Source organism: Leclercia sp. EC_58 (assembly GCF_019584355.1).
Classification (GTDB): domain Bacteria; phylum Pseudomonadota; class Gammaproteobacteria; order Enterobacterales; family Enterobacteriaceae; genus Enterobacter.
This window is the reverse complement of the sequence record NZ_VDAM01000001.1, coordinates 1,157,286-1,182,463: the sequence shown is the minus strand read 5'-3', so window position 1 is coordinate 1,182,463 and position 25,178 is coordinate 1,157,286. Positions and strand designations below refer to the sequence as shown.

The following is a 25,178-nucleotide window of genomic DNA, read 5'->3' as shown; positions in this document are numbered from 1 at the left end:
CTAAGTTATGAATCAGGTCAAGGGATCCCCCGCGCATGTCAGCACATAAAGATAATTCCGACCCTACGCCACAGGCTCGCCGCCCCGGACGCCCACGCGGAAGCAAACCCACCGCCACCAGCCGGGAGCAGCTGCTGGATATCGCCCTCGATCTCTTTGCGCGCCAGGGGATTGCCCGGACCTCCCTTAACGCCATTGCCAAAGAAGCAGGCGTGACGCCAGCGATGCTGCACTACTACTTCAACTCCCGGGAGCAGCTGCTTGATGAGATGATCGAGGAGCGTTTTCTACCGCTTCGCAGCGCCATCGCGACGCTTTTCAGCGCTCACCCGGACGATCCGGTCACCGCCCTGACGTTGATGGTGGAAAAGCTGGCCGAACTGGCCGGAGAGCATCACTGGTTCGCGCCGCTATGGATGCAGGAGGTGATCGGTGAAATGCCGGTGCTGCGTGCGCATCTGCAGGCCCGCTTTGGCGATGAGAAATATCAGGGGACGCTGGATACCGTCGCCCGCTGGCAGCAGGAAGGTAAACTGAACCGCGATCTGGCGCCGGAGCTTTTATTCACCACCCTGTTGAGTCTGGTGCTGGTGCCCTTTTCGCGTATGCGCAATGACGAGAGGTTAAGCGCCCTCTCGCCGGAACGTATTGTGCGCCATGCTCTGGCGGTGATGGGCGGCGGTATTGGCGCTTAAAGCGCCTTAGACAGGTAGTGTCGTTGTATTCCCGGATAGGGGAAATCGTTGAGCGTCATTTCCAGCTTATAGCCCTGCTTTTCATAAAACGGACGCGCCTGGAAACTGAAAGTGTCCACCAGCGCATGCCGGCACCCCTGCTTCCGGGCCTCGGCTTCGGCGGCTTGCATCAGCTGGCTGCCAAGCCCGCTACCACGCAATTCATCGGATACCCACAGGTACTTGATGTTCAGCCACTCGCCCTGGCGGTTGCCGATGAGTCCGCCGCGCATGTTGCCGCTGTCATCGCGGGCATAGACGGCGAGATCGCTCCCCACGCGGGAAAAATCAATAAACTGGCTGTTATAGATCCGCAGTAGCTGGAGTAACTCTTCCTGTTCGTGTTCGGTAATGGTGTCGGTAATACTCAGTTGCATATCAATCCCCCGTTACGTTGCAGATCGACTATCGCATACTCCGCCCGGGATACAAACGCCAAATTCTGGCTCCGTGCGGGTTAAAAATGTAAGTGCAATCAACGGAAAAGTACCTTTGCGAGTCGTATCACCCTTTATTACTTGTCACCAGCCAGCCGTCACACAATTTTTTTCTGCGCTTCCCTCTCCGGCAAATTCTGCGGCTACGCTTAGTCGTACCCCTGCGCAACTATTGGCAAAATTAATACTTTCGGCTTGGGTCGAAAAGGCGGATGTAACGATATATTTCATAAACGTGTGTGTTTTTTTCGGAGGTTTCCATGAAGTCAGCGCACCTGTTTTGCCTCATCGTCTGCCTGCTTTTCGCCGCCTTCGTTCATGCTCAGGAAATGAACGATCCGGCAAAGTTAGAGCAGATGAAACAGGCGGTTTTAAAGGATGTGAAGAAAGCCTGTGCCCCACAACGCAAGCAAACCGATAAAGAGTGGCAGGCGATGATCATGGCGTCTGAGGCCAATCAGATGCTGGTCAAAAACGCGGTGGTGGCGATGGAGCGGAACAACCAGGAAGGTTACTGGGATGCTGTCAGTCAGGTGGACTGCATGGAGGATTACTGATTACGCATAAAGGGGCCATATAGCCCCCTTAATATTTTAGCGACGCACATCCGGAATAATTAAATCCCCGCGCAACACATACGAACCCAGCATCTGGGTCTTCTCATTCAGCCAGCTGACGATCCGTGCAGCCATAGCATCCATTGAGTACTCAATCGCCGGAATGGTTGGAATGCCCGGCAGATGCAGTGAACCCGCCAGACTGAAGACCATGATGTCGCCCGGCACCGATCGGTTGAATGCCTGGAGCTGGGGGATCACCCGCTGCGCTTCCTGCTCATCGGCCACCAGCAAGGCGTTGAAATTGAGCGTGGAGGCGTTGTTGAGCAGCTCCTGCAGGGCCACGGAGGATGAGGTGGCTTCCATAAAGACCAGGTTGCGATTAAACGGCAGGAAGTTCTTTTCCAGCCCATGCTTGTAGCCCAGCAGCACCTGATCGGCAAAACCACTGCCGTACGGGTGGATCAGGGCAATCTGGCGTCGCCCCTGGCTGGCGAGGAAATTACAGGCGGTTTCCGCGGCAAAAGCGTGGTCATACTGGATACTATTGACGTTATTGGTTTCCATGCAATCCACCAGGATGACGTTCTCCTGATCGATCTGCAACGGGAAACGGGCGCCAATAATCAGAATGTCATCGCATAGCCCGCAGGAGAGTTCATCCAGCGCGCTCATGACTTCGGCTTTGGTATTGGCGAAGCGAAGCAGCAGGTGCTTCTGGTGCTGGCTGAGGTGTTTTTCCAGCGCGTAAAGGTAACCCGTAGTCTGGTTAATGTTGTCCTGCGCACAAATGACGCCGATACAACCGGTTGTCTGGCTCAGCAGCGATTGGGCAATCACGTTTGGCCGGTAGTTCAGCTCTTCAACTGCTTTCAGTACGGCCTGACGGCTGGCTTCCTTCACGCCGCGCGACCCGCTCAACACCCGTGATACCGTGGCTTTGGACACCCCGGCCAGACGTGATACATCGTTGATTGTAGACATCTTTATCCCCTGACAGGTCTCTCCAGGCCCCTGTAATTCCTGATTCCACTTCGGCTCATATTATAGCCACTCAGAAGTATATCTGTTTCCGTTTTCTATGGAAACCGATTTTCCGTTTCCACTCTAAGTGATGCAAAAGCAGCCAAAATATGTGACCCAAATCCGATAAACAGCCCCTATAAGTAATGGATCTTGATGGCTGTCACACTTCTGTCTTATATGCATGGAAACCGGTTTCCATATGTTATCCAATCATCTCCGCAATAACTATTTACATTTTGAGGATGGTTGTCGATGTTCAAGATTATGCTGTGCTGTTCTGCCGGGATGTCTACCAGTCTGCTGGTACGGAAAATGGTCGAAGCCGCGGAAGAACGCGGAATCCCCGTCAAAATCGATGCGTACGGTGTTTCAGAATTTGATACACAGTTTCCGCAATATCAGGTCGTGCTTCTCGGACCGCAAGTCAAATACATGCTAAAAACGCTCTCAGACAAGGCTGCCACCCAGGGCATACCCGTTCAGTCCATCGATACAATGGATTACGGTATGCAACGTGGCGATAAAGTGCTGGACTATGCTCTGTCGCTCATCGAAGCGGCACACTAAGAAGGTGTTCTCATGAGTTCGTTATATCAATCTATGGTTGGCGTCATTGAGCAGTCCATCGCGCCGCTGGCAGGCAAGCTGGGCCAGCAGAAGTACGTGATTGCCATCCGCGACGGCTTTACCGCCGCGCTGCCGTTTATGATCATCGGCTCGTTTATGCTGGTGTTCATCTTCCCGCCGTTCTCCGCGGACACCACCAACAGCTTTGCCCGCGGCTGGCTCGATTTCTCTGAAACCTACCGCGACCAGCTGATGTTGCCATTTAACCTCAGCATGGGCGTGATGACCTTCTTCATCGCGGTAGGGATTGGCGCCAGTCTGGGCCGCCAGTTTAATCTCGACCCGGTAATGTCCGGCCTGCTGGCCTTTATGGCATTCCTGCTGGTCGCCGCGCCCTATGCCGACGGTAAAATCTCCACCCAGTATCTGTCGGGCCAGGGGATCTTCACCGCGCTGATCACCTCTATCTATGCCACCCGCGTTTACGCCTGGCTGAAGGATCATAACGTCACTATTCGCCTGCCGAAGGAAGTGCCAACCGGCGTGGCGCGTTCGTTTGAGATCCTGATCCCGGTGGTGGTGATAATCGGTACGCTGCACCCGCTGAACCTGTTTATCGAAGCGCAAACCGGGATGATTATCCCGCAGGCGATTATGCACCTGCTGGAGCCGCTGGTTTCCGCCTCTGACTCCCTGCCAGCCATTCTGCTCTCCGTGCTGCTGTGCCAGATCTTCTGGTTTGCCGGCATCCACGGCGCGCTGATTGTCACCGGCATCATGAACCCATTCTGGATGGCTAACCTTTCTGCCAACCAGGCCGCACTGGCTGCTGGCGCTGCGCTGCCGCACGTCTATCTGCAGGGCTTCTGGGATCACTATTTGCTGATTGGCGGCGTGGGCTCTACCCTGCCGCTGGCCTTCCTGCTGCTGCGTAGCCGTGCAACGCACCTGCGCACTATCGGCAAAATGGGCATCGTGCCAAGCTTCTTTAATATCAACGAACCGATTCTGTTCGGCGCGCCGATCATCATGAACCCGATGCTGTTTATTCCGTTCGTGTTCGTTCCGATGATCAACGCTTGTCTGGCGTATACCGCTACCAAACTCGGCTGGCTGGCACAGGTTGTGTCGCTGACGCCGTGGACGACACCGGCTCCGATTGGCGCCTCCTGGGCGGCAAACTGGGCCCTGAGTCCGGTGGTGATGTGCGTCATTTGTATGGTGATGTCGGCGCTGATGTATTTACCGTTCCTGCGTGCTTATGAGCGCTCCCTGGTGAAAACCGAAGAGCAGAAAGCGCAGGCGTCTGTAGGTGCAGCAGAGACCGTCGGCAATTAAGTCAAAGAGGACGTTTTATGAAATATGCATTTCCCGAAAACTTCTGGTGGGGTAGCGCCTGTTCTGCACTGCAAACCGAAGGGGAAAGCCAGGGCGGCGGCAAGGGATTAACCACCTGGGATCACTGGTTCGCCACACAGCCAAATCGCTTTCACAACGGGGTGGGGCCGCAGAATACCTCCACGTTTTATCAGAACTGGAAAGCTGACATTCAGCTGTTAAAGCAGCTGAACCACAACAGCTTTCGCACCTCGATAAGCTGGGCGCGCCTGATCCCGGAAGGTATCGGTGAAGTGAACCAGGAAGCGGTGGCGTTTTACAACCAGGTGATCGACGAACTGATCGCCCAGGGCATTACGCCATTCATCACCCTGTTCCACTTCGACATGCCGATGGCGATGCAGGAGATTGGCGGCTGGGAAAACCGCGATGTGGTCGCGGCCTATGCCCGCTACGCAGAAACCTGCTTTGAGCTTTTTGGTGATCGGGTAATGCACTGGTTTACCTTTAACGAGCCGATTGTGCCGGTAGAGGGCGGGTATCTGTATGACTTCCACTACCCGAACGTGGTCGATTTCCGTCGCGCCGCCACCGTGGCTTATCACACCGTGCTGGCTCATGCGCAGGCGGTTCGCGCCTTCCGCGCCGGGCATTATGCCGGTGAGATTGGCATCGTACTGAACCTGACGCCGTCCTATCCGCGTTCGCAGAACCCGGCGGACGTGAAAGCCGCGCACCACTGCGATCTGCTGTTTAACCGCAGCTTCCTCGACCCGGTGCTGTGTGGTGAATACCCGGCGGATCTGGTGGCGATGCTGAAAGCGCACGATCAGCTGCCAGCCTGTCTGCCAGAGGACAGCGCGCTGATTGCCGACGGTAAAATCGACCTGCTGGGCATTAACTACTACCAGCCGCGTCGGGTGAAGTGCCGTGATACGGCCATTAATCCCAACGCGCCGTTTATGCCGGAGTGGTTCTTCGACAGCTACGAGATGCCGGGCCGCAAAATGAACCCGCATCGCGGCTGGGAAATCTACGAGCCAGGTATTTACGATATTCTTATTAACCTGCGCGATAATTACGGCAACCCACGCTGTTTTATTTCTGAAAATGGTATGGGTGTTGAAAACGAGCAGCGTTTTATTGAGAACGGTCAAATTAACGACCAATATCGTATCGAATTTATTTCTGAACATCTTAAATGGCTGCATAAAGGTATTAGCGAAGGCTGTAATTGCCTTGGCTACCATATGTGGACATTTATTGATAACTGGTCGTGGTGCAATGCGTATAAAAACCGATATGGCTTTGTCCAGCTCGATTTAGAAACGCAGCAACGCACCATTAAAAAGAGCGGAGAATGGTTTGCCGAAACCTCTCTAAATAATAGTTTCGATAAATAGAGTGGAAGATGATGATTGCCTTAGAAGAAGCAGTAATGGAAATCATCGTCAATGCTGGTCAGTCGCGCAGCCTGTGCTTTGAAGCACTGCATGCTGCGCGGCAGGGCAACTTTGACGAAGCGAAAAGCCTGCTGCGCGAAGCCGATGGCTACGCGCGCCAGGCGCACCATATGCAGACCAAACTCATCGAACAGGACGCAGGCGAAGCCCGTCAGCCGATGACCTTAATTATGGTGCATGCTCAGGATCATTTAATGAACTCGCTGCTGGCCCGTGAATTATCCGAAGAGATTATTCATTTATACCAGCGCTAATATTTAAATATCAGTGATGGAGATAGCTTTACGATAATAGTGTAAAACCTCTGCACCCTAAAAAATAAAAATCAACTTGTTCTGATGATAGCGACATATTTTGTCAATGCGGAACGGGATGGTTATTGTCTGAATAAAATTTAAATATATATTGAGATAACCATGAATATGATTAAAAAACTTCCATTAACAATGGCGGTTATCGCCGCGCTTTGCCCAATTTCTGTACTCGCACAAGAATTTACGCAGGAGCAAATCGACGCCATTGTGGCCAAAGCGGTGGATAAAGCCCTGGCAGAACGCCAGGCAAAAATGGATGCCGCGGTAGCGAAAAAAGCCGACGTCATCAACGAACCGCAAAGCGCCGCGCAGTCTCCGGATATGGCGATCCCGTTCGGCATTAAATTTACCGGTTATGCCCGTTACGGCGCCCACTTCCAGGCCGCCGATCAGAAATACGTTGCCGTAGATGGCTCCTATAACGGCGCCTCGGCGATTGGTCGTCTGGGTAACGAAAGCAACGGCGGCGAGTTCCAGCTTTCCAAAGCCTTCAAGGGCGAAAACGGCGCCATCTGGGACGTCAACGTGATGATTGACCACTGGGGCGACGAAGTTAACCTGAAAAAAGCCTACGCCGGGGTGACCAATATCCTGGAATCCAACCCGAACGCCTATATCTGGGCGGGTCGTGACTTCCACCAGCGTCCGCAACAGGGCATCAACGACTACTTCTGGATGAACCACGATGGCCAGGGTGCCGGGGTGAAGAACTTCGACATCGGCGGCGTGCAGTTTGACGTAGCCACCGTGGCGGCAGTGGAATCCTGTAGCCCGGAAGTGATGGACGATGAAGCGAACCCGTCGCGCATCACCTGTACCGGCGGCTCCGGCACCGGCGACAAGGGCAACTACGCGGCCACCTCCAAAATTCACGGCATGAAGCTCGGCCCGATCGATCTGGAGCTGTACGCCAACTACGGCTTTGACTCCAAAGCCATCGACACCGAAGAGCGCACCAACGCCTGGCAGGGTGGCGTGGTGCTGAGCCATACCAACGACAGCGGCGTGAACAAAGTGATCGCCCGTTACTCTGATAACTCTGACAACAGCGTGTTCAACAAAACCGAGGATCTGACCACGGTGTACGCCAGCTTCGAAGGGCTGCACAAGTTCACCCCGGCGACCCAGGTGGAGTACATTCTGGCCTTCCACGACTATGACAACAGCCGTGACAACACCGACAACCGTAAGAACTACAACGCCATCGTGCGTCCGATGCACTGGTGGAACGACGTTCACTCCACCTGGCTGGAAGCGGGCTGGCAGCACGTTGATTACGACAACGGCGGCGATAACAAAGGCTGGAAGCTGACCCTGTCGCAGAACATGTCTATCGCTATGGGCCCGGAATTCCGTCCGATGCTGCGCTTCTACGTCACCGGCGGCAAGGTGGATAACGAACGCACCGCCCGCGTGAACAACACCAAAGACGAAACGCTCGACGACTTCAACGTCGGCGCGATGTGGGAAGCCTGGTTCTAACCCCTGCTGCGCCCGGCGGCGCTGCGCTTGCACGGGCCTACAAGGTTTTGTAGGCCGGGTAAGCGTAGCGCCACCCGGCAGGCCCCGTGTTATGCTGCTGGCCTTTGAAAAGCCAATATTGCAGGGGAGAACATGGGTTCCACACGTAAAGGGATGCTGAACGTCCTGATCGCCGCCATTTTATGGGGCAGCTCAGGGGTTTGCGCGCAGTACATCATGGAGAAAAGTCATATTTCCTCGCCTTACCTCACCATGGTTCGCCTGCTGTTTGCCGGCGTGATCCTGCTGACACTCTCATTCGTTCACGGCGACAAGATTTTCTCGATCATCAAAAATCGCAAAGATGCCCTCAGCCTGCTGATTTTCTCTCTCTTCGGGGCGCTGATCGTCCAGCTCACCTTCCTGGTGACGATTGAAAAATCCAATGCCGCCACCGCCACCGTGCTGCAATTCCTCTCCCCGACCATTATCGTGGCGTGGTTTGCGCTGGCGCGTAAAAAGCGTCCGGGGATTTTCGTGCTGGCGGCGATCATGACCTCGCTCATCGGCACCTTTTTACTGGTCACACACGGGGATCCGACTTCGCTGACCATCTCCCCTGCTGCGCTCTGCTGGGGTATCGCCTCCGCCTTCGCCGCGGCGTTCTATACCACCTACCCCTCGGCGCTGATTGCCCGCTACGGCACCCTGCCGATCGTCGGCTGGAGTATGCTGCTGGCCGGGTTAATGCTGACGCCGTTCTATGCCGGGCGTGAGACCACCTTCGTTATCGACGGCAGCCTGCTGCTGGCCTTCTTCTACCTGGTGGTGATTGGCACGTCGGTGACCTTCAGCCTCTATCTGAAAGGTGCGCAGATGATTGGCGGACCAAAGGCGAGTATTCTGAGCTGCGCCGAGCCGCTGAGCAGCGCCCTGCTGTCGGTGATTTTACTGGGAGTGGCGTTTACCCTGCCGGACTGGCTGGGCACGCTGCTGATTGTGTCGTCGGTGGTGCTGATTTCGATGGATTCGAGAAGAAGGGCTCAGACATCGTCGTAGCCTGATGCCCTCTCCCGGCGGGGAGAGGGCCAAAAACTTACTGCGCTTTCACTTTCCCCGCCACCAGCAGCGCCGTCAGCAGCATCAGGGTGCCGGAAATCACCACCGGTGAGGTGAGCCCTAAATTATCCAGCGCCAGGCCACCCAACGCCGCACCGCAGGTATTCGCCAGCTGGATCACCGCCACCTGAATGGACCCGGCTTTTTCCGCCTGATCAGCCAGCGAGCGGGTGATCCAGGTCGACCAGCCCACCGGGATCAGCGCAAAGGCAAAGCCCCAGATAATCGCAATCGCCGAGGCAACCCACTTGTCGCTGCCCCACAGAATCAGCACAAGCGCGCTGACCGCCAGCACCAGCGGCGCCCCCGCCAGGGCCACCTTCAGGGAGCGTTTCAGGAACTGCGCCGACAGCGAGGTGCCGACAAAGCTGGCGATACCGAAGCTTAACAGCACCAGCGTCAGGCCATCGACGTCAAACCCGGCCATGGTCATAAACACCGGGCGGATATAGGTAAAGAAGGCAAACTGCCCGGCGAAGGCCATAAAGATGGCGGTCATCCCCGCCAGCACGCCCGGGCGTTTCAGCAGGCTGAACATGTTCTGCTTGTGGTGCGCGGCTTCGCCCGGCAGCGACGGCAGCGCCTTCCAGACCCACAGAATACAGAGCACGCCCATCACCGCAGCACCGTTAAAGACGTTGCGCCAGCCGATGATCCCCCCGAGGAAGCTGCCGAGCGGCGCGGCAATCACCAGCGCGATGGAGACCGCCCCGAAGATGACCGAGAGCGCTTTCGGCACGGTGCGCGCCGGCACCAGCCGCATGGTGAGCGAGGCGGACATCGCCCAGAACCCGCCGAGCCCCAGCCCGAGGCAGGCGCGCCCTAACAGCAGCAGGGTGAAACTTTCAGCGAAGGAGACCAGCAGGCAGGAGAGGGTCAGCAGCACGCTGAACAGGATCACCACCTTGCGACGGTCAATGGTGCCGATCGCCTGGGTGATAAACAGGCTGGCAAACATTGCCACAAACGCAGTAACGGTAACCGACTGGCCCGCCAGCCCTTCAGATATGCCCAGATCCTGCGCCATCGGCGTCAGCAGGCTGACCGGCAAAAACTCCACGGTAATCAGGCAGGCGACGCAAAACGCCACGGAAAAAACCGCCGACCAGTTCGGGCGAGAAACCGCGTCAGCATGGGGCGAAGGGGCGGATTGGATCTGTTCTGTCATGGCATCACCTGAGGAGAAAACGAGCGGGAAAGCCGCGCAGTTTAACAGTTTAAATGTGATCCATTTAACGTTTTGACAACTTTTGGCACTTTTTGCCGGGCGGCGCTGCGCTTGCACCGGCCTACGGGTTTTCCAGGCCCGGTAAGCGTAGCGCCACCGGGCGATGTTTAATCAGTGCAGGAAGAAAACCCCCTCTTCAGGCAGGAAGAGTTGGTTATAGCGCAGCTGGAAGGCGTTAAGCTCGTAGGGATCGGGCTCCATGTCGCGCATAAAACCGAGCGCCAGGCGAACCTGTGCATCGGTGATAGGCGCGGCGAGGCGCGCCTTGCGCAGCAGGCGATACCAGTTCTGCAGGTTGTTTTCACTGCTGTCGACGATGCACACCTGCCAGATCAGCAGCACCTGCGCGGCATTGAGCAGATGCGCCTCGTCGGGACGTTCAAGGTAGCGGATAAACTCATTGCCGGCGCTTTTGCCAAACTGGTCGATCATCGACTCCAGCGGCACAGGGGTGATCCCCAGCCGTTCGCTGAGGCGACGAATGGCGCGCCGGGAACCCGACGTCATGACGCGAAAGCCCACCACAAATACCACGGCCAGCGTAGCCAGCATTATCCAGACCATGCACTCTCCTTACGGTTAGCCATGCATGATATCGGGAAACGTGGCGCGTCAACAGCAGGTAACGTCGTATTAATAAAGCAACAAACAGTGGATCGGGCCGGGGAAAACCGCTACCTGCCGCATGAAGCGTTACTGCGTCTGTAACCCCTTCAACAGCGCCTCATGGAAACGTTCGGGATCCTGCATCTGCGGGGCATGACCCATATCGTCAAACTCCACCAGCGTGGCATGAGGGATACGCTTCGCCGTCTCCTTACCCAGCACCACGTAGTTACCCAGCGTCTTACGTATTTCCGGCGGGGCGAGATCTTTGCCGATGGCGGTATTGTCCTTCGTGCCGATCATCAATAATACCGGCATCTTCAGCTCGCTGAATTCATACATCACCGGCTGGGTGTAGATCATGTCGTAGAGCAGGGCCGAGTTCCAGGCCACCCGCTCTTTACCCGGCCCGTTATTCAGCCCGGCGAGCATCGTGACCCAGCGTTCATATTCCGGCTTCCACTCTCCGGCGTAATAGGTGTTTTTTTCGTACTGGCGGATGCCGTCGGCGCTGGTTTTCAGCTCGCGCTGATACCACTGATCGACCGTAATGTGCGGCACGCCGCGCGCTTTCCAGTCCTCCAGACCAATCGGGTTGACCATCACCAGCTGTTCCACCTCCTGGGGCCACATCAGCGCGTAGCGGGTCGCCAGCATGCCGCCGGTGGAGTGTCCAATAACGGTAACGCGATCGATCCCCAGTTCTTTCAGCAGGGCATGGGTGTTATCCGCCAGCTGCTGGAAGGTGTATTGATAGCGCTCCGGCTTGGTGGATTTGCAGAAACCGACCTGATCGGGCGCTACCACGCGGTAGCCGCTGGCAGTGAGGGCGCGGATGGTGCCGTCCCAAGTGCCGGCGCAGAAGTTTTTGCCGTGCATCAGCACCACGGTGCGGCCGTTGGCGTTTTCCGGCTTCACGTCCAGATAAGCCATATCAAGCGCCTGATTTTGCGAGGTGAAGGTGAAGTGTTTTACCGGCCAGGCGTAGTCAAAACCTTCCAGTTTTTCGCCGTAGGTGGGGGTATCGGCCGCCATCGCGGGTGAGGCCAGCGCCACCAGCAGCGCAAGGCAGGATAATCGTCGGGTCAACATGCAAGCTCTCCGTTAGCAAAGGGGCTAAGGCTGCGCGAAAGGCGGCAGCAAACTAAAACTGTAGAGCATAGGACGGAGCGGATGTGTAAAGCGGGGTAAGGTAATCGGGGTGAGAATGTAAAAAAGCCCGGTATCACGCCGGGCAAAAAGTTACCTGCACACTCAGGCTGCTTTCAAACGTTGTACGCGTTTTTCGCGGCGGATCTTGCGCTCTTCCAGCACCGCAACCATCGCCATCAGGACGATACAGCCGATGGCTGCCGCATCCAGCGCGGCAAAGGTGCCTGCCCAGCCGGTAAGGCCGAAGATCGGCGTGCCGTCGGCAATCATCCCCAGACCCAGCTTGGCGAAGCTGTCGCCGATCAGGTAGGCGAAGGTGCCCTTAATCCCATCGGCAGCGCCGATCGCTTTTTTCGGCACGAAACCGACCGCCGCCACGCCGATCAACAGCTGTGGACCAAAAACCAGGAAGCCGAGCGCGAACAGGGAGGCGAGGTAGACGTACTGGTTGCTGGCATGCTGATAAATACCCAGCGTGGCGATAATCAGCGCCAGCGCGACGCAGGCCACCAGCGCACGACGGCCATTAGCGAGATCCGAGAGCCACCCCCACAGCAGGGTGCCAACCAGCGCGCCCACTTCAAACAGGGTGAAGCCCTGGATCGCCACCTCTTTGGAGAGCTTCAGCTCCTGGAAGGCATACACGGTTGACCACTGGTCGATACCGATGCGCACCACGTACAGGAAGATATTGGAGAAGCAGAGCAGCCAGATGACTTTGTTTTTCAGCACGTACTCAACAAAGATCTGCCATTTGGTCATCTCGTTCTCTTCGGTCTCTTTGTCCTCTTCGCTGATCTCTTCGTTAAACAGCTCTTCGGCTTTACCCAGACCGTATGATTCCGGGGAGTCGCTGCCGAAGCGCAGGCCGATAAAGCCGACGATCAGGGCGATAATCGACGGGAAGATAAACATGCCGATCACGTGGCCGTCGAAGAGGTAGTTCGCGCCGAACAGCGCCACCCCTGCCGCACCGGCACCGCCGAGGTTGTGGGAGATGTTCCACATGCCGAGGTAGGAACCACGCTTGCGGCGCGGTGTCCATTTGGTGATGGTGGAGTAGCTGCACGACCCGCCGGTACTCTGGAAGAAACCGCTCAGGGCGTAGAAGGCGATCATCAGGAACAGACTGACGGAGCCCGCGCCCATGCTGGCGCTGAAGCCGAGCATACAGATGGCGGAGAGGATCAGCATAAACGGCAGGAACTGCTTGGTGTTTTTGCCGTCCGCGTAGTAGGAGACAACGGTTTTCCCCACCCCATAGGTGATGGAGAAGCCCAGGCCAATCATCCCCAGCTGCGTCATGCTCAGCCCGTAGGTGGAGATCATGTCGTTCTGCGCAATGTTAAAGTTTTTGCGGATCAGGTACATGGTCAGGTAGCCGATAAAGACCACCAGATAGGACTGCATGAAGGGTTTGAACCACATTTTGCGCCGCACATCGAGCGGCAGATCCAGGGTCGGCTTGCGCACCTGATTTAAGAAGGCCAGCATGTATCAATGTCTCCCGAGCTGATTTTTGCCGCATTGTAAAAATCAGCCGGGCGTGACGCCTGAGACAGCGTCCAGGCGGAACCGGGAAAATTTCTTAGTTTTGCCCCACTCGCGGTGAAAAGGTGAGGCGCATCACATCACACTGGCTTCACGCGGGGCCTGGGCGTTGAGGAAAGGCAGCAGCAGCAGGGCCGAAATCCCCGCCGCGATAGCGATCACCGCGAAGAAACCGCTCCAGTGCCAGATGTCGATCACCCGGGCCAGCGGCCAGCCGGAGAGCGATGCCCCGAGATAAGCGAACAGCCCGACAAAACCTGTCGCTGCCCCTGCCGCATCCTTGTGGGAACACTCCGCCGCCGCCATGCCGATCAGCATCTGCGGACCAAATACAAAGAAGCCGATGGTGAAGAAGCACGCCGCCTGCATCACGTAGCTGGCAAAGGGCATCAGCCACAGCGAGCCGACCGAGAGCAAAATCCCGGCAGCGAAGATGAGGTTCATTGGGCCACGGTTGCCGTTGAAGAGCTTATCCGAGCCCCAGCCCGCCACCAGCGCGCCGATAAACCCGCCCAGCTCGAACATCGTCACCGCCGAGTTGGCGGTGACCAGATCCACACCCAGCGTCTCGGACATGTACAGATTGCCCCAGTCGTTGATCGCCGCGCGCACCACGTAGACCAGCACGTAGCAGAGCGACAGCAGCCAGATATAGGGGTTTTTCAGCACATATCGGGTGAGGATCGCTTTGCGGGACAGCCCCGCCCCCTCCTGCTGCTGGGCAATCTCCAGCGCGTCGTGCCGCCAGTCGCCCACCGCGGGCAGACCCACGGTTTGCGGCCGATCGCGCAGACGCCAGCAGAGAAACAGCCCGGCAAAGATTGCGAGACAACCGGCAATCATCATCCCCGCGCGCCAGCCGTAGTGCAGCGCTGCGGCACCGACCACCATCGGGATCAGCGCCCCGCCGACGTTATGGGCGGTGTTCCAGATCGCCCACCAGCCGCCGCGCTCGTTGCGCGAATACCAGGCGGTGAGCAGGCGGGCGCAGACCGGCGCGCCCCAGCCCTGGAAAAAGGCGTTCAGCGCCCACAGCAGGGCGAAGGCCCACAGCGAGGTGGAGAAGCCGAACAGGATGTTCACCACCCCGGTGGCGATCAGGCCAAAGCCCATAAAGTAGCGCGCGTTGGAACGGTCGCTGACGATGCCGGAGAAGAACTTCGACAGGCCATAGGTGATGTAAAACAGCGTCGCCAGCAGGCCGATATCGGTGCGGGTCATCACCCCGCTGGCGAGGATCTCCGGCGCGGCGGCGTTAAAGCTTTTGCGGGTGAAGTAGAACAGCGCGTACCCCAGCCAGAGGGTGATCAGAATATGGCGTCGCCAGTAACGATAGCGGGCGTCGATTTCCGCCTTATCGCTTATCGGGACTGCATCGACAGGGGGTTTAAACATGGTGACTCCGAAGCGGTAAACTGACGCTGACGCGCGTCCCGTGGGTGCAGGAGATATTCAGCGTGCCGCCCAGCGCCTTCACGCGCTCGCGCATGCCCGCCAGGCCAAAGCCCTGTTGCCCGGAGCCCGGCGGCAGGCCGCAGCCGTCGTCTTCAATCACCAGCATCAGGCGCTCGTCCTGCTGCCAGCCTTGTATCGTGACCGCGCTGGCGCTGGCGTGTTTGACGATATTATTCAGCCCCTCCTGACAGACGCGGAACAGGGTGACGCGCTGACCTTCGCTCAGCGTTGTCTCGTCGATGTCCCAGTCGAGATGGCTGACGATGCCGCGGCTCTCCAGCTCCATCTCGCGCATCAGGGAGCGCACCGCCTGTTCCAGGGTCAGGTCGTCGAGCTGGCGCGGACGCAGCCTGCCGAGCAGACGGCGCACCGAGTCATATACGCCCAGCGAGAGCTGTTCGATATGCGCCCCGCCCTGCTTCACCCCGGCGTTGTCCGCCGCCAGACGCTGGACGATACCCGCCTGGGTACGAATGGCGGTAATGGTCTGGCCGATGTCGTCGTGCAGTTCGCGCGCCACCTCCTGCCGCACGCTCTCTTCGGTCTCCAGCAGGCGTTCTGCCAGGCGGCGATTGCGCGACAGCTCGGTTTGCAGGGACTGGTTCAGCTCACGCAGACGCTGAATGCCCGCCCCGAGCAGCAGCCCGGTCAGGCTCTGGGCCAGCAGGGAGAGCAGCAGATCCACCGGGTGATCGTGCCAGGTCTGGCTGGCAATCAGCGCGATGGCGTTCATCAGCGTGGCAATCAACGCCCCCTGCCAGCCGTAATGCCAGGCGAGAGCAATGATCGGCAGCGCCAGACAAAACGGCGTAAAGCGCGACAGCTCTGCGGGCAGGCCAAGCTGCAACCACAGGCTCACTACAAACAGCAGCAGATACCAGATGAGATGCCGGGCGCGCCAGTTCACCGGTTGCGAAACCAGCGCCGGGCCAAGGGGCTGCCAGACGGTGCTGGTGAGGTAATGCCAGATGACGAGGCAGGTCGGGGCCAGGGTCAGGCCGCCGGTCAGAGTCAGCAGCAGGGCGTTAAGCATCTCCTTCTCGCCCACCCACGGCAGGGACTGCAACAGCGCGGCGGCGATCAGCGCGGCCCCCTGGCGCAGCAGGGTGCGCCAGTCGCGCTGGTGACGATAGCGGGAGATCAGCGCCACGGGAATAAGCGTCAGCACGCTTCCGGTCATCAATAAGGGCAGATGCGCGAGGGCGACTTCCTGCGACAACCAGACCAGCATCAGCCACTCGGCGCCCAGCAGCACCGGCCAGTAGCCGCGCGGGCATTGCTGCATCAGCCCCAGACGCAGGCCAAAGGGAAACAGCAGCACCGCCAGCTCCGGGCGTTCTACCAGATGCAGGCTGATGCTCCACAGGCAGAACCAGGCGGCGGAGAAGATAAAGAAGCTGGCGACCACCGCCACCAGCCGGGAGAAAAAGGCGTGCATTACCAGCCGTCAAACATGCGGCGCGCCAGCTCAACGTCATTGCTGACGCCCAGTTTTTCCATCAGGTTGGCGCGGTGAACGTGTACGGTTTTTGGCGACAGGCCCAGCTCAAGGGCGATCTCTTTCACCGCCATCCCCTGTGCCAGCTTTTCCGCCACCTGGCGTTCGCGTCGGGTGAGCGGGTCCTGGCGTCCGGCCGCCAGCTTGAGGGCGATATCTGGCGTCAGGTAACAACCCCCGGTGGCGACGGTGCGCACGGCGGCAATCAGCTCGTCCGGGCTGCAGCGTTTGGAGAGAAACCCGCGCGCGCCCGCGTTTAGCGCCTGCTCCACCAGCGCCGGACTGTCGTGAACCGAGAGCATGATGGTCGTTATTCCCTTCGGCAGCTGGCTCAGCAGCTCCAGCCCGGAGAGGTCCGGCATTGAGATATCGCAGATACAGACCTGCACCCCGCGTCCCGGCAGGCCGGCCAGCGCCTCGCGGCCGGAGCCGAACTCGGCCACCACCTGAAAATCGGGCTCCAGGCTCAGCAGCTGGGCAAATCCGGAGCGGACGATAAGGTGATCGTCGATAAGGGCGATGGTGGTCATGGTGCGTTCCTGGCGGGCGGATAAAAAAACGCGCTTACCTTAACGATAAGCGCGCGGGTGTTCAAGCAATGAGCGATTTATTCGAAGAACACCGCAATTTTGTTAAACATGGTCGGATCGGACTGGTTACGCACCACTTTCACCACATCTTCCAGCTTGTCGATCTGGGCCATCATCTGCTCCAAACGCTGATCGTCATTCACCAGTAGCCAGATACGGCTGTGCTCGCTGCCCTGAATTGGCAAACAGAGGATGCCTTCCACGTTGAAGGCGCGGCGGGCAAACAGCCCGCAGACGTGGGTCATGACGCCTGGGTGGTTGCGGACGGTGAGTTCCAGAATGACGTTATCATTTTGCTTCTGCATGGCTTATTCCCCCACCATTTCTGTATTGGCCGCACCCGGCGGTACCATCGGATAAACTTTTTGTTGTGGATCGATACGCACGTGGATCAGTGCCGGGCCCGGGCGCGAGATCGCCGCCTGCAGCGCCGCGTGTGCATCCTCTTCGCCATTCAGATCGCAGGTGTGCAGGCCAAATCCGGCGGCAATCTGCATAAAGTTAATCATCCCCGGATAGGTGGCGGCAAAGACGCCCTGCTTGTAGAACAGGCTCTGCTGCTGATGCACCAGGCCCAGCGCTTCGTTGTTCATCAGGATGATTTTCACATCCAGCTGATTTTCCGCCGCGGTGGCCATCTCCTGAATGTTCATCATCAGGCTGCCGTCGCCGGAGAAGCAGATCACCTTGCGGTCCGGATTCGCCAGCGCCGCGCCCACCGCCGCAGGCAGACCAAAGCCCATGGTCCCCAGCCCGCCGGAGGTCAGCCACTGACGCGGACGGTTCAGCGGATAGGCCTGGGCGGTCCACATCTGATGCTGTCCCACGTCGGTGGTGATAATGGCACTGTCGTCCACGCAGGCGGCCACGGCGTTAATCAGCCCGTAGTGGCTCAGCGGATCGCCGCCGGTCGGGATAGCGCCCGGGAACTCCTGCTGCAAACCGGTAACCTGCTCACGCCACGCGGTGCGCGGAGTGGCGTCGATGTGCGGCAGCAGCTGCGCCAGCACTTCGTTAACATCGCCCTGGATCGCCACGTGCGGCTGCTTGATTTTGCCCAGCTCGGCGCGGTCGATATCCACATGAATGATTTTGGCGTTCGGGCAGAACTGCTCGGTTTTGCCAATCGCCCGGTCATCAAAACGTGCCCCGAGAACGATCAGCAGGTCAGCTTCCTGCAAAATAAAGTTGGTGCTGCGCGCACCATGCATTCCGAGCATCCCCAGCGACAGCGGGTGCGCTTTGGGCAGCATGCCCAGCGCCATCAGGGTCATGGTGGTCGGCAGGTTGGCCTTTTCTGCCAGCGCACGCACCGCATCAGGCGCGTCGATCACCCCACCGCCCAGATAGAGCACCGGGCGCTGGGCGGCGTTAATCATCGCTGCCGCCTCGCGCACGCTCTCGACGCTAAATTCCGGCGATGGCGCGCGGGTGCCTGGCTCTGGCAGCACGTCGATCTCAATTTCAGCGGTCTGCACATCCTTAGGAATGTCTATCCACACCGGACCCGGACGACCGGACTGGGCAATGCGAAACGCATCGCTGATAACCTGCGGTAATTCGCTGATATCGCGCACTAAATAGTTGTGCTTGGTGATGGGGATAGAGATGCCGTAGGTGTCCACTTCCTGAAACGCATCGGTGCCGATCATTGAGGCAGGTACCTGGCCGGTAATGCAGACTAACGGGATAGAGTCGAGACGCGCGTCGGCGATGGCGGTTACCAGGTTAGTGGCCCCCGGCCCGCTACAGGCCATGCACACCGCTGGTTTGCCTTGAGTACGCGCCATGCCCTGGGCGATAAAGCCTGCGCCCTGCTCGTGACGCGCCAGCACGTGGCGGATCTGCGTGCTCTGACTTAAGGCGTCATACAGCGGGAGTACCGTCCCGCCTGGGATACCTGCAACCGTGGTAATGCCCTGACGTTCCAGCAGATGAACGATTAACTGCGCGCCAGTGAAACGCGTCTTGTGTGATGTTGTGCCCGAACTTGCCATGCTCCAGTCCTTTTATTCTGAGCCGACTTTCCGGGGGGCTTTAAACGAAAAACCCCGCCGGTTTGCGCCGGCGGGGTTTGGAATCGTGTGTTGATCCAGTCCCTACGGCGCATTGCCGACGACGACCACCACACGCACGACGACCACTGCGGCTGGGTGCGCAGTTTTTAGTAGGGTCGCGGTGTTCATGGATGCAGTCATGGGGGACCTGTCTCTGGAATCATTAAGTGGATTTATACAAGCACAGGTTGAGAGGCGTGACAACGGAATTATTTTCATCTGCATAAAAATGCGTCAACGATCACGTTTCGTTTGTCGAGTGATGAAAACAAAAAACCCCGCCGGAGCGAGGTTTTTTTTACAGCGTTTGCGGCTGGTGACCGCAGAGCACACTGTGTTACGTCAACGCCCGAAGTATACGCGATCGCACAGGAACGCGCAATTTTGGGCACGGATTTTGACGCATTTGAGTATGGATCGCCCTTCACGTTTTGTCCATAAATTACTGTTCATATATACAGTATTTATCTATACTGGTTGTGTTCACAGGGTGTGAGGGGAGCCGCTCGTAGTACACCGGCGCAACGAAGTCCTGGCTGAAACGGGTGGTGCCGTCAGCGCCTCCACTCCCCAACTGAGCACACTGTGTTACGTCAACAAAGGTGCTGGTCACAGGCGGCGGAAAGGTACGCCAGCATCGTGCTCCTTAACCAGAGGAGACGCGTATGAGCGTAGTGGATATGGTTGTACTTATCCTCAAACTCATTGTTGCAGCACTGCAACTGCTTGATGCTGTCCTGAAGTATGTGAAGTAATTCAGGTTCAAGTCGCACCGAAGAGGGGCGGGAAACCGCCCCTCTTTAACAACGATAATAACGAGGGAATGCTATGTCGCGTTTGCTAATTGAACCCGTTACGCCGGACGAACCGGGGTATATCGCGCTTAAGGCCGAGAGCATTGCGCGCAATTTCAACATGCTGCGCAGGCTGGAAGAGAACTGGCAGCGTGGCGAAAACCGCTTCAATGCCCCCGGCGAAAAGCTGCTGGGTGCGTTTCTCAATGGCAAGCTGGTAGGAATCTGCGGACTAAACCGCGATCCGTTCAGCCAGCAGCCGCGGGCCGGGCGCATTCGCCATCTTTATATCAGCGAAAAGTGTCGCGGGCAGGGTATCGGCAGGCAATTGCTCGGTGTGGTGATGGCCGATGCCAGCATCTGGTTCGATTTTCTCAATACCCATGCGCCGAAGACCGCCTGGGCCTTCTACCAGCGGTCGGGCTTTACGCTGGTCGCCGATGAACCGCGCGTGACGCACCGGCTTTTTTGCGCGGTTTAAGCAAATGAATTAACGCTGGCAACATTCGTTGCCGCTGTCGTTTAAAAATCCTGCCTTCTTGCCCCTTCCCGTTCTTCAGCCGGGTACTTAACTTGTCATTTTCCTGTGGTAGATTCCTCGCGCATTTATGGGAATGCGTAGTTACTTATTCTTTATTTCTCACTTTTGGCAAAAGTATTCAGCGACATGAAAAAACAGCGGAACGTTAATTTACTCTTGATGTTGATCTTGCTGGTCGCCGTCGGTCAGATGGCGCAAACCATCTATATCCCGGCCATTGCGGACATGGCGAAGGAACTCCAGGTACGCGAAGGGGCGATCCAGAGCGTGATGGGCGCCTATCTGCTGACCTATGGCGTATCGCAGTTATTCTACGGCCCACTCTCGGACCGCGTGGGTCGCCGTCCGGTGATCCTGGTCGGCATGACGATTTTTATGATCGCGACGCTCATCGCCATGTCCACCCACAGCCTGAACGTGCTGATTGCCGCCAGCGCGTTGCAGGGCGTCGGCACCGGCGTCGGCGGGGTGATGGCGCGCACGCTGCCGCGGGATATGTATCAGGGCACCCAGCTGCGCCACGCCAACAGCCTGCTGAACATGGGCATCCTGGTCAGCCCGCTGCTGGCGCCGCTGATTGGCGGCCTGCTGGATACCGTCTGGTCATGGCGGGCCTGCTATGGCTTCCTGCTAGTGCTATGCGCCATCGTCACCTTCAGCATGGCGCGCTGGATGCCGGAAACCCGGCCTACTGAGGCGCCTCGCACCAGACTGCTCACCAGCTACAAAATCCTTTTCGGCAATGGGGCGTTTAACTGCTACGTGCTGATGCTGATTGGCGGCCTGGCGGGGATCGCGGTGTTCGAAGCCAGTTCGGGCGTGCTGTTGGGCGCCGGGCTGGGCCTCAGCAGCATGGTGGTGAGTATTCTGTTTATTCTGCCGATCCCGGCGGCGTTCTTCGGCGCCTGGTTTGCCGGACGCGCGAATAAACGCTTTACCACCCTGATGTGGCAGTCGGTCGCAAGCTGCCTGCTGGCGGGGCTGATGATGTGGATCCCGGGGTTGTTCGGGGTGATGAATGTCTGGACCCTGCTGATCCCGGCTGCGCTCTTCTTCTTTGGCGCGGGGATGCTCTTCCCGCTGGCGACCAGCGGCGCGATGGAGCCCTTCCCGTTCCTCGCGGGCACCGCCGGGGCGCTGGTGGGAGGGTTGCAGAATATCGGCTCCGGCGCGCTGGCCTGGCTCTCGGCGATGATGCCGCAAAACGGACAGGCCAGCCTCGGTCTGCTGATGACCTTAATGGGGCTGCTGATTGTGCTGTGCTGGCTGCCGCTGGCCTCCCGCGCCTCACATCACCAGCAGGCGGTGTAGCGTTCACTTGCCCTCGCGTCCGTTTCCTGTTTTCTTAAGGGGATAACGCCTGCGAGGAACCTATGACGCCACAGACCCAGACATTAATCGCGCAATATCCCCTGCTCAATGCGCTGATCGCCCTGAAAGAGACCACCTGGCTTAACCCGAAAGCCACCACCCTTGCCGACGGGCTGCCCTGGGTCGACCTGACCCAGGCCGATGTGGATGATGCCCACGCGCGCCTGGCGCGCTTTGCGCCGTACCTGGCAAAAGCGTTCCCGGAGACGGCGGCCACAAACGGGATTATCGAATCGGAGTTGGTCGCCATACCGGCGATGCATAAGCGGCTGGAGACGGCATTTGATATCACCCTTCCCGGCACGCTGCTGTTGAAAAAAGACAGTCATCTGCCGATCTCCGGCTCTATCAAAGCCCGCGGCGGCATCTATGAAGTGCTGACCCACGCGGAAAAACTGGCCCTCGCCGCGGGCCTGTTAACGCCGGAAGAGGATTACAGCATCCTGCTGGAGCCGCGCTTTAAAGATTTCTTCAGCCAGTACAGCATCGCCGTGGGGTCGACCGGCAACCTGGGAATGTCCATCGGCATCATGAGCGCCCGCATTGGCTTTAAGGTGACGGTCCATATGTCCGCCGACGCCCGTGAGTGGAAAAAAGCGAAACTGCGCAGCCACGGCGTGACGGTGGTGGAATATGAGCAGGATTACGGCGTGGCGGTGGAGCAAGGGCGCAAAGCGGCCGAAAGCGATCCGAACTGCTTCTTTATCGACGATGAAAACTCCCGCACCCTCTTCTTAGGCTATGCCGTGGCAGGCGCACGACTGAAAGCGCAGTTTGCTGAACAGGGCCGGGTGGTGGACAGGGATCATCCCCTGTTTGTCTACCTGCCATGCGGCGTCGGCGGCGGCCCTGGCGGCGTGGCGTTTGGGCTGAAGCTGGCCTTTGGCGACCATGTGCACTGCTTCTTTGCCGAACCTACTCATTCGCCGTGCATGCTGCTGGGGGTTTATACCGGGCTGCATGACCAGATTGCGGTGCAGGATCTGGGTATCGATAACCTCACTGCGGCCGATGGCCTGGCGGTAGGCCGCGCGTCCGGTTTTGTTGGCCGCGCCATGGAGCGCCTGCTCGACGGGTTCTATACCCTCTCCGATCAGAGCATGTATGAGATGCTGGGCTGGCTGGCGCAGGAGGAGCAGATTCTTCTTGAACCCTCTGCGCTGGCGGGCATGGCCGGGCCGGTACGTCTCGTCACTGCCGGGCACTATGCGCTGGACAACGCCACCCACCTGGTGTGGGCCACCGGCGGCGGCATGGTGCCGGACGAGGAGATGGCCAAGTATCTGGCAAAAGGGCGGTAACTTACTGGCTCTGGCGTAACAGGGTCATTAACTCAATGGGCGAACGGTGATGACGGATAAGATCGCGCATCACCCGCATATGCGGGGCACAATGGCGGAAGAACGCCAGATACCCCGCGCACAGCGCGCTTTTGCCCTCCGCCCGGTGTTTCGGGCAATCGCCATTGCACAGGTGAAGCGCCGGGCAGGCCTGGCACTCACCGGATAAAGTGTTTTTTTTACGCAGGCCAAAGGCGATGGCCGCCTCACTGTTATTAAGCTCTGCCAGTGGCGTCTGGTGGATGTTACCCAGCCGGTACTCGGGGTAGACATAGTGATCGCATTGATAGAGATCGCCCTGCGCCTCCAGCGCGAAGGCGTGGCCGCAGGTGACGGCGAGGGAACAGATCTGCGACGGATAGCCGCACCAGACCCCTAACGTCGAGTCGAAAAGCTGCACAAAGATGCGACCAATATCCTCCCGCACCCAGATATCAAACACCGACGACAGGAACGCTCCCCACTGCGCATCGCTGACCGATTCCGGGTTGTCGTGCTCCTGCAGGGGAAGAAACTGCAGATACGGCGTGCCCAGCGCGCGCAAATAGCGATACATGCGCTCTGGCTGGCCGCTGTTCTGCCGGTTGATGACCGTCAGAAGATTAAACGACACCTGATGCGCTCGCAGCTTCTCTATCGCCGCCAGCACCTTATGATGAGTAGGGTTGCCGCTGCGGCTGACGCGGTAAGCATCATGCAGCGCCGCAGGCCCATCAAGAGAGATACCCACCAGCCAGCCCTGTTCGCGAAAAAAGATACACCAGGCGTCATTGAGCAGGATGCCGTTGGTCTGAAAAGCGTTGTGGATACGCTTTCCTGCGCCATGCCGCTGTTGCAGTTCCACGACGCGACGAAAGAAATCCAGCCCGCACAGGGTCGGTTCCCCGCCCTGCCAGGCGAACTGCACCTCTGGCCCGGGTTGGGCGGCGATATGCTGTTGAATAAAGGTTTCCAGGGTGGCGTCATCCATGATCGCCTGTTGAGGCTTATCGATATAAAAACAGTAGCGGCAATTCAGGTTGCATCGTGAGCTGGCTGGCTTGGCCATAACCTGACATCCTGTCATGTAATACCCCTGATGAAAGTAATGAGATGGTGGACATGACTAGCAGCAAACAGTAATGCGAGGGATAACACTGCGAGGGCGATCAAAAATTTAATACGCACCGGTCGGGATGATGAAAAATCATACAGAGAAACATCCATTTGCGCCCGGCTGCGGGTGTAATACCAGAGGATCAGCGCCGCGATTGCCAGTACACCCAGCGCCACCCAGAACAGCTGCCCTGCCTGCTGCCAGTTGTGTTTAACCGCCAGCGCCATCAATGCGCCGTAGCCCAGCAGGGTGCGCAGCCAGGCGAGCGAGGTCCGCTCCGGCTGCAGTCCCGGATCGGCCAGGCGGCGGGCTTTGCGGTTATCCGCCATAGAGCACCAGCCCCATCACAATTACCGCCACCACCATCAGGATCAGGCTGATAATCAGCAGGCTGTGGGTATAGGGCAGGTCTTCTTTCAGGCGCATCGCCTTTTCATTACGCAGCCAGCGCAGGTAACCGTAGATCGCCAGCCCGCCGGAAAAGAGGCACAGCAGCAGCGCCAGCAGCTGGCGGATCACCGGCGTGGCAAAATCGGGCGCCAGCTGGTCGAGGCCGACACCCGCTGCCAGAAAGCCCAGCGCGGTGCGGATCCAGGCCAGAAAGGTGCGCTCGTTTGCCAGCGAGAAGCGATAATCCGGCGCTTCGCCGAGGCGGGAAATTTTCATAACTACTCCTGTCTGGCTGCTCATCGAATAAAACTCAGGCAATAGTAACGTATACAGAGAAGTCATTCCCACCCGCAGGATCCGGTGGTAACAGCCGTATAACCACGGTAATGACTCCAACTTACTGATAGTGTTTTATGTTCAGATAATGCCCGATGACCTTGTCATGCAGCTCCACCGATTTTGAGAACGACAGTGACTTCCGTCCCAGCCTTGC

At 58.1% G+C, this 25,178-nt stretch carries 28 protein-coding genes; 12 read left to right on the top strand and 16 right to left on the bottom strand.

Annotation, left to right across the window (positions count from 1 at the left end):
- The first annotated feature begins 35 nt into the window (after positions 1 to 35).
- Positions 36 to 695 (top strand): TetR/AcrR family transcriptional regulator, encoded by a 660-nt coding sequence (locus tag FHC51_RS05855; protein WP_220435082.1) that lies wholly within the window; start codon positions 36 to 38, stop codon positions 693 to 695.
- Here the strand turns inward: FHC51_RS05855 and FHC51_RS05850 are convergent.
- On the bottom strand, positions 692 to 1,111 hold the full coding sequence (locus FHC51_RS05850) for a GNAT family N-acetyltransferase (protein WP_103824278.1): 420 nt from the start codon (positions 1,109 to 1,111) through the stop codon (positions 692 to 694). The genes FHC51_RS05855 and FHC51_RS05850 overlap by 4 nt on opposite strands.
- A 320-nt stretch (positions 1,112 to 1,431) precedes the next feature.
- Between FHC51_RS05850 and FHC51_RS05845 the strand changes: the two genes are divergently transcribed.
- Positions 1,432 to 1,728 carry a YicS family protein gene (locus FHC51_RS05845; protein ID WP_103177671.1) on the top strand — a complete coding sequence of 99 codons (297 nt, stop codon included), beginning with the start codon at positions 1,432 to 1,434 and terminating at the stop codon, positions 1,726 to 1,728.
- Positions 1,729 to 1,764: 36 nt separating this feature from the next.
- Here FHC51_RS05845 and FHC51_RS05840 read toward each other — a convergent pair whose 3' ends face one another.
- Entirely contained in the window at positions 1,765 to 2,712 is a 948-nt protein-coding gene (locus tag FHC51_RS05840) for a LacI family DNA-binding transcriptional regulator (RefSeq protein WP_103824277.1), read from the bottom strand.
- A 294-nt stretch (positions 2,713 to 3,006) separates the two neighbouring features.
- Between FHC51_RS05840 and FHC51_RS05835 the strand changes: the two genes are divergently transcribed.
- The 6 genes from FHC51_RS05835 to FHC51_RS05810 all read left to right on the top strand — a co-directional run bounded on the left by FHC51_RS05835 (position 3,007) and on the right by FHC51_RS05810 (position 8,956).
- Positions 3,007 to 3,321, top strand: a complete 315-nt coding sequence (locus FHC51_RS05835; RefSeq protein WP_103824276.1) for a PTS sugar transporter subunit IIB — start codon at positions 3,007 to 3,009, stop codon at positions 3,319 to 3,321.
- 12 nt (positions 3,322 to 3,333) lie between these two features.
- Positions 3,334 to 4,659, top strand: a complete 1,326-nt coding sequence (locus FHC51_RS05830; RefSeq protein WP_220435081.1) for a PTS sugar transporter subunit IIC — start codon at positions 3,334 to 3,336, stop codon at positions 4,657 to 4,659.
- A 17-nt stretch (positions 4,660 to 4,676) separates the two neighbouring features.
- Positions 4,677 to 6,062 carry a glycoside hydrolase family 1 protein gene (locus FHC51_RS05825; protein ID WP_114316298.1) on the top strand — a complete coding sequence of 462 codons (1,386 nt, stop codon included), beginning with the start codon at positions 4,677 to 4,679 and terminating at the stop codon, positions 6,060 to 6,062.
- Positions 6,063 to 6,073: 11 nt separating this feature from the next.
- The gene (locus FHC51_RS05820) at positions 6,074 to 6,376 is read left to right on the top strand and encodes a PTS lactose/cellobiose transporter subunit IIA (RefSeq protein WP_072250852.1); all 303 of its coding nucleotides are present in this window, start codon (positions 6,074 to 6,076) and stop codon (positions 6,374 to 6,376) included.
- Between the two features lie 162 nt (positions 6,377 to 6,538).
- Entirely contained in the window at positions 6,539 to 7,918 is a 1,380-nt protein-coding gene (locus FHC51_RS05815) for a carbohydrate porin (protein WP_220435080.1), read from the top strand.
- Between the two features lie 132 nt (positions 7,919 to 8,050).
- Positions 8,051 to 8,956, top strand: a complete 906-nt coding sequence (locus FHC51_RS05810; RefSeq protein ID WP_220435079.1) for a DMT family transporter — start codon at positions 8,051 to 8,053, stop codon at positions 8,954 to 8,956.
- 37 nt (positions 8,957 to 8,993) lie between these two features.
- Here FHC51_RS05810 and nepI read toward each other — a convergent pair whose 3' ends face one another.
- From nepI to ivbL, 10 genes are all read right to left on the bottom strand, one after another.
- Positions 8,994 to 10,184, bottom strand: coding sequence for a purine ribonucleoside efflux pump NepI (nepI, locus tag FHC51_RS05805; RefSeq protein ID WP_103824271.1), 1,191 nt, complete (start codon positions 10,182 to 10,184; stop codon positions 8,994 to 8,996).
- Between the two features lie 171 nt (positions 10,185 to 10,355).
- Positions 10,356 to 10,808, bottom strand: coding sequence for a DUF1198 domain-containing protein (locus tag FHC51_RS05800; RefSeq protein WP_114316301.1), 453 nt, complete (start codon positions 10,806 to 10,808; stop codon positions 10,356 to 10,358).
- 129 nt (positions 10,809 to 10,937) lie between these two features.
- Positions 10,938 to 11,942, bottom strand: coding sequence for an alpha/beta fold hydrolase (locus FHC51_RS05795; protein ID WP_220435078.1), 1,005 nt, complete (start codon positions 11,940 to 11,942; stop codon positions 10,938 to 10,940).
- Positions 11,943 to 12,104: 162 nt separating this feature from the next.
- A complete protein-coding gene (gene uhpT / locus FHC51_RS05790; RefSeq protein WP_103177659.1) occupies positions 12,105 to 13,496 on the bottom strand; it encodes a hexose-6-phosphate:phosphate antiporter in 1,392 nt (463 codons plus the stop codon).
- A gap of 132 nt (positions 13,497 to 13,628) precedes the next feature.
- On the bottom strand, positions 13,629 to 14,948 hold the full coding sequence (locus FHC51_RS05785; RefSeq protein WP_220435077.1) for an MFS transporter: 1,320 nt from the start codon (positions 14,946 to 14,948) through the stop codon (positions 13,629 to 13,631).
- The gene (uhpB, locus tag FHC51_RS05780; RefSeq protein ID WP_220435076.1) at positions 14,941 to 16,446 is read right to left on the bottom strand and encodes a signal transduction histidine-protein kinase/phosphatase UhpB; all 1,506 of its coding nucleotides are present in this window, start codon (positions 16,444 to 16,446) and stop codon (positions 14,941 to 14,943) included. The genes FHC51_RS05785 and uhpB overlap by 8 nt, the downstream gene beginning before the upstream one ends.
- The gene (gene uhpA / locus FHC51_RS05775) at positions 16,446 to 17,036 is read right to left on the bottom strand and encodes a transcriptional regulator UhpA (RefSeq protein ID WP_114316305.1); all 591 of its coding nucleotides are present in this window, start codon (positions 17,034 to 17,036) and stop codon (positions 16,446 to 16,448) included. The genes uhpB and uhpA overlap by 1 nt, the downstream gene beginning before the upstream one ends.
- A gap of 77 nt (positions 17,037 to 17,113) precedes the next feature.
- A complete protein-coding gene (gene ilvN, locus FHC51_RS05770; protein ID WP_039032259.1) occupies positions 17,114 to 17,401 on the bottom strand; it encodes an acetolactate synthase small subunit in 288 nt (95 codons plus the stop codon).
- 3 nt (positions 17,402 to 17,404) lie between these two features.
- The gene (gene ilvB / locus FHC51_RS05765) at positions 17,405 to 19,093 is read right to left on the bottom strand and encodes an acetolactate synthase large subunit (RefSeq protein ID WP_220435075.1); all 1,689 of its coding nucleotides are present in this window, start codon (positions 19,091 to 19,093) and stop codon (positions 17,405 to 17,407) included.
- A 102-nt stretch (positions 19,094 to 19,195) separates the two neighbouring features.
- Positions 19,196 to 19,294: an ilvB operon leader peptide IvbL gene (ivbL, locus tag FHC51_RS05760; RefSeq protein ID WP_103824263.1), complete on the bottom strand. Its 99-nt coding sequence runs from the start codon at positions 19,292 to 19,294 to the stop codon at positions 19,196 to 19,198.
- 524 nt (positions 19,295 to 19,818) lie between these two features.
- On the opposite strand from ivbL, the gene tisB reads away from it, so the two are divergent.
- The 4 genes from tisB (at position 19,819) to dsdA (ending at position 23,160) form a co-directional block, all read left to right on the top strand.
- Positions 19,819 to 19,908, top strand: a complete 90-nt coding sequence (gene tisB / locus FHC51_RS05755) for a type I toxin-antitoxin system toxin TisB (RefSeq protein WP_039032257.1) — start codon at positions 19,819 to 19,821, stop codon at positions 19,906 to 19,908.
- Positions 19,909 to 19,981: 73 nt separating this feature from the next.
- A complete protein-coding gene (locus FHC51_RS05750; protein ID WP_103824262.1) occupies positions 19,982 to 20,428 on the top strand; it encodes a GNAT family N-acetyltransferase in 447 nt (148 codons plus the stop codon).
- 186 nt (positions 20,429 to 20,614) lie between these two features.
- On the top strand, positions 20,615 to 21,799 hold the full coding sequence (emrD, locus tag FHC51_RS05745; RefSeq protein ID WP_220435074.1) for a multidrug efflux MFS transporter EmrD: 1,185 nt from the start codon (positions 20,615 to 20,617) through the stop codon (positions 21,797 to 21,799).
- Positions 21,800 to 21,861: 62 nt separating this feature from the next.
- The gene (gene dsdA, locus FHC51_RS05740) at positions 21,862 to 23,160 is read left to right on the top strand and encodes a D-serine ammonia-lyase (protein WP_220435073.1); all 1,299 of its coding nucleotides are present in this window, start codon (positions 21,862 to 21,864) and stop codon (positions 23,158 to 23,160) included.
- Between the two features lies 1 nt (position 23,161).
- Here the strand turns inward: dsdA and FHC51_RS05735 are convergent, their stop codons facing one another.
- The 4 genes from FHC51_RS05735 to FHC51_RS05720 form a co-directional block, all read right to left on the bottom strand.
- A complete protein-coding gene (locus FHC51_RS05735) occupies positions 23,162 to 24,265 on the bottom strand; it encodes an anaerobic sulfatase maturase (RefSeq protein WP_220435072.1) in 1,104 nt (367 codons plus the stop codon).
- Positions 24,262 to 24,624, bottom strand: a complete 363-nt coding sequence (locus FHC51_RS05730; protein WP_220435071.1) for a DUF202 domain-containing protein — start codon at positions 24,622 to 24,624, stop codon at positions 24,262 to 24,264. Before FHC51_RS05730 ends, FHC51_RS05735 begins: the two co-directional genes overlap by 4 nt.
- The gene (locus FHC51_RS05725; protein WP_103177645.1) at positions 24,614 to 24,961 is read right to left on the bottom strand and encodes a YidH family protein; all 348 of its coding nucleotides are present in this window, start codon (positions 24,959 to 24,961) and stop codon (positions 24,614 to 24,616) included. Before FHC51_RS05725 ends, FHC51_RS05730 begins: the two co-directional genes overlap by 11 nt.
- A gap of 121 nt (positions 24,962 to 25,082) precedes the next feature.
- On the bottom strand, positions 25,083 to 25,178 hold a 96-nt coding region (locus tag FHC51_RS05720), incomplete at its 5' end, for an IS1 family transposase (RefSeq protein ID WP_000851394.1).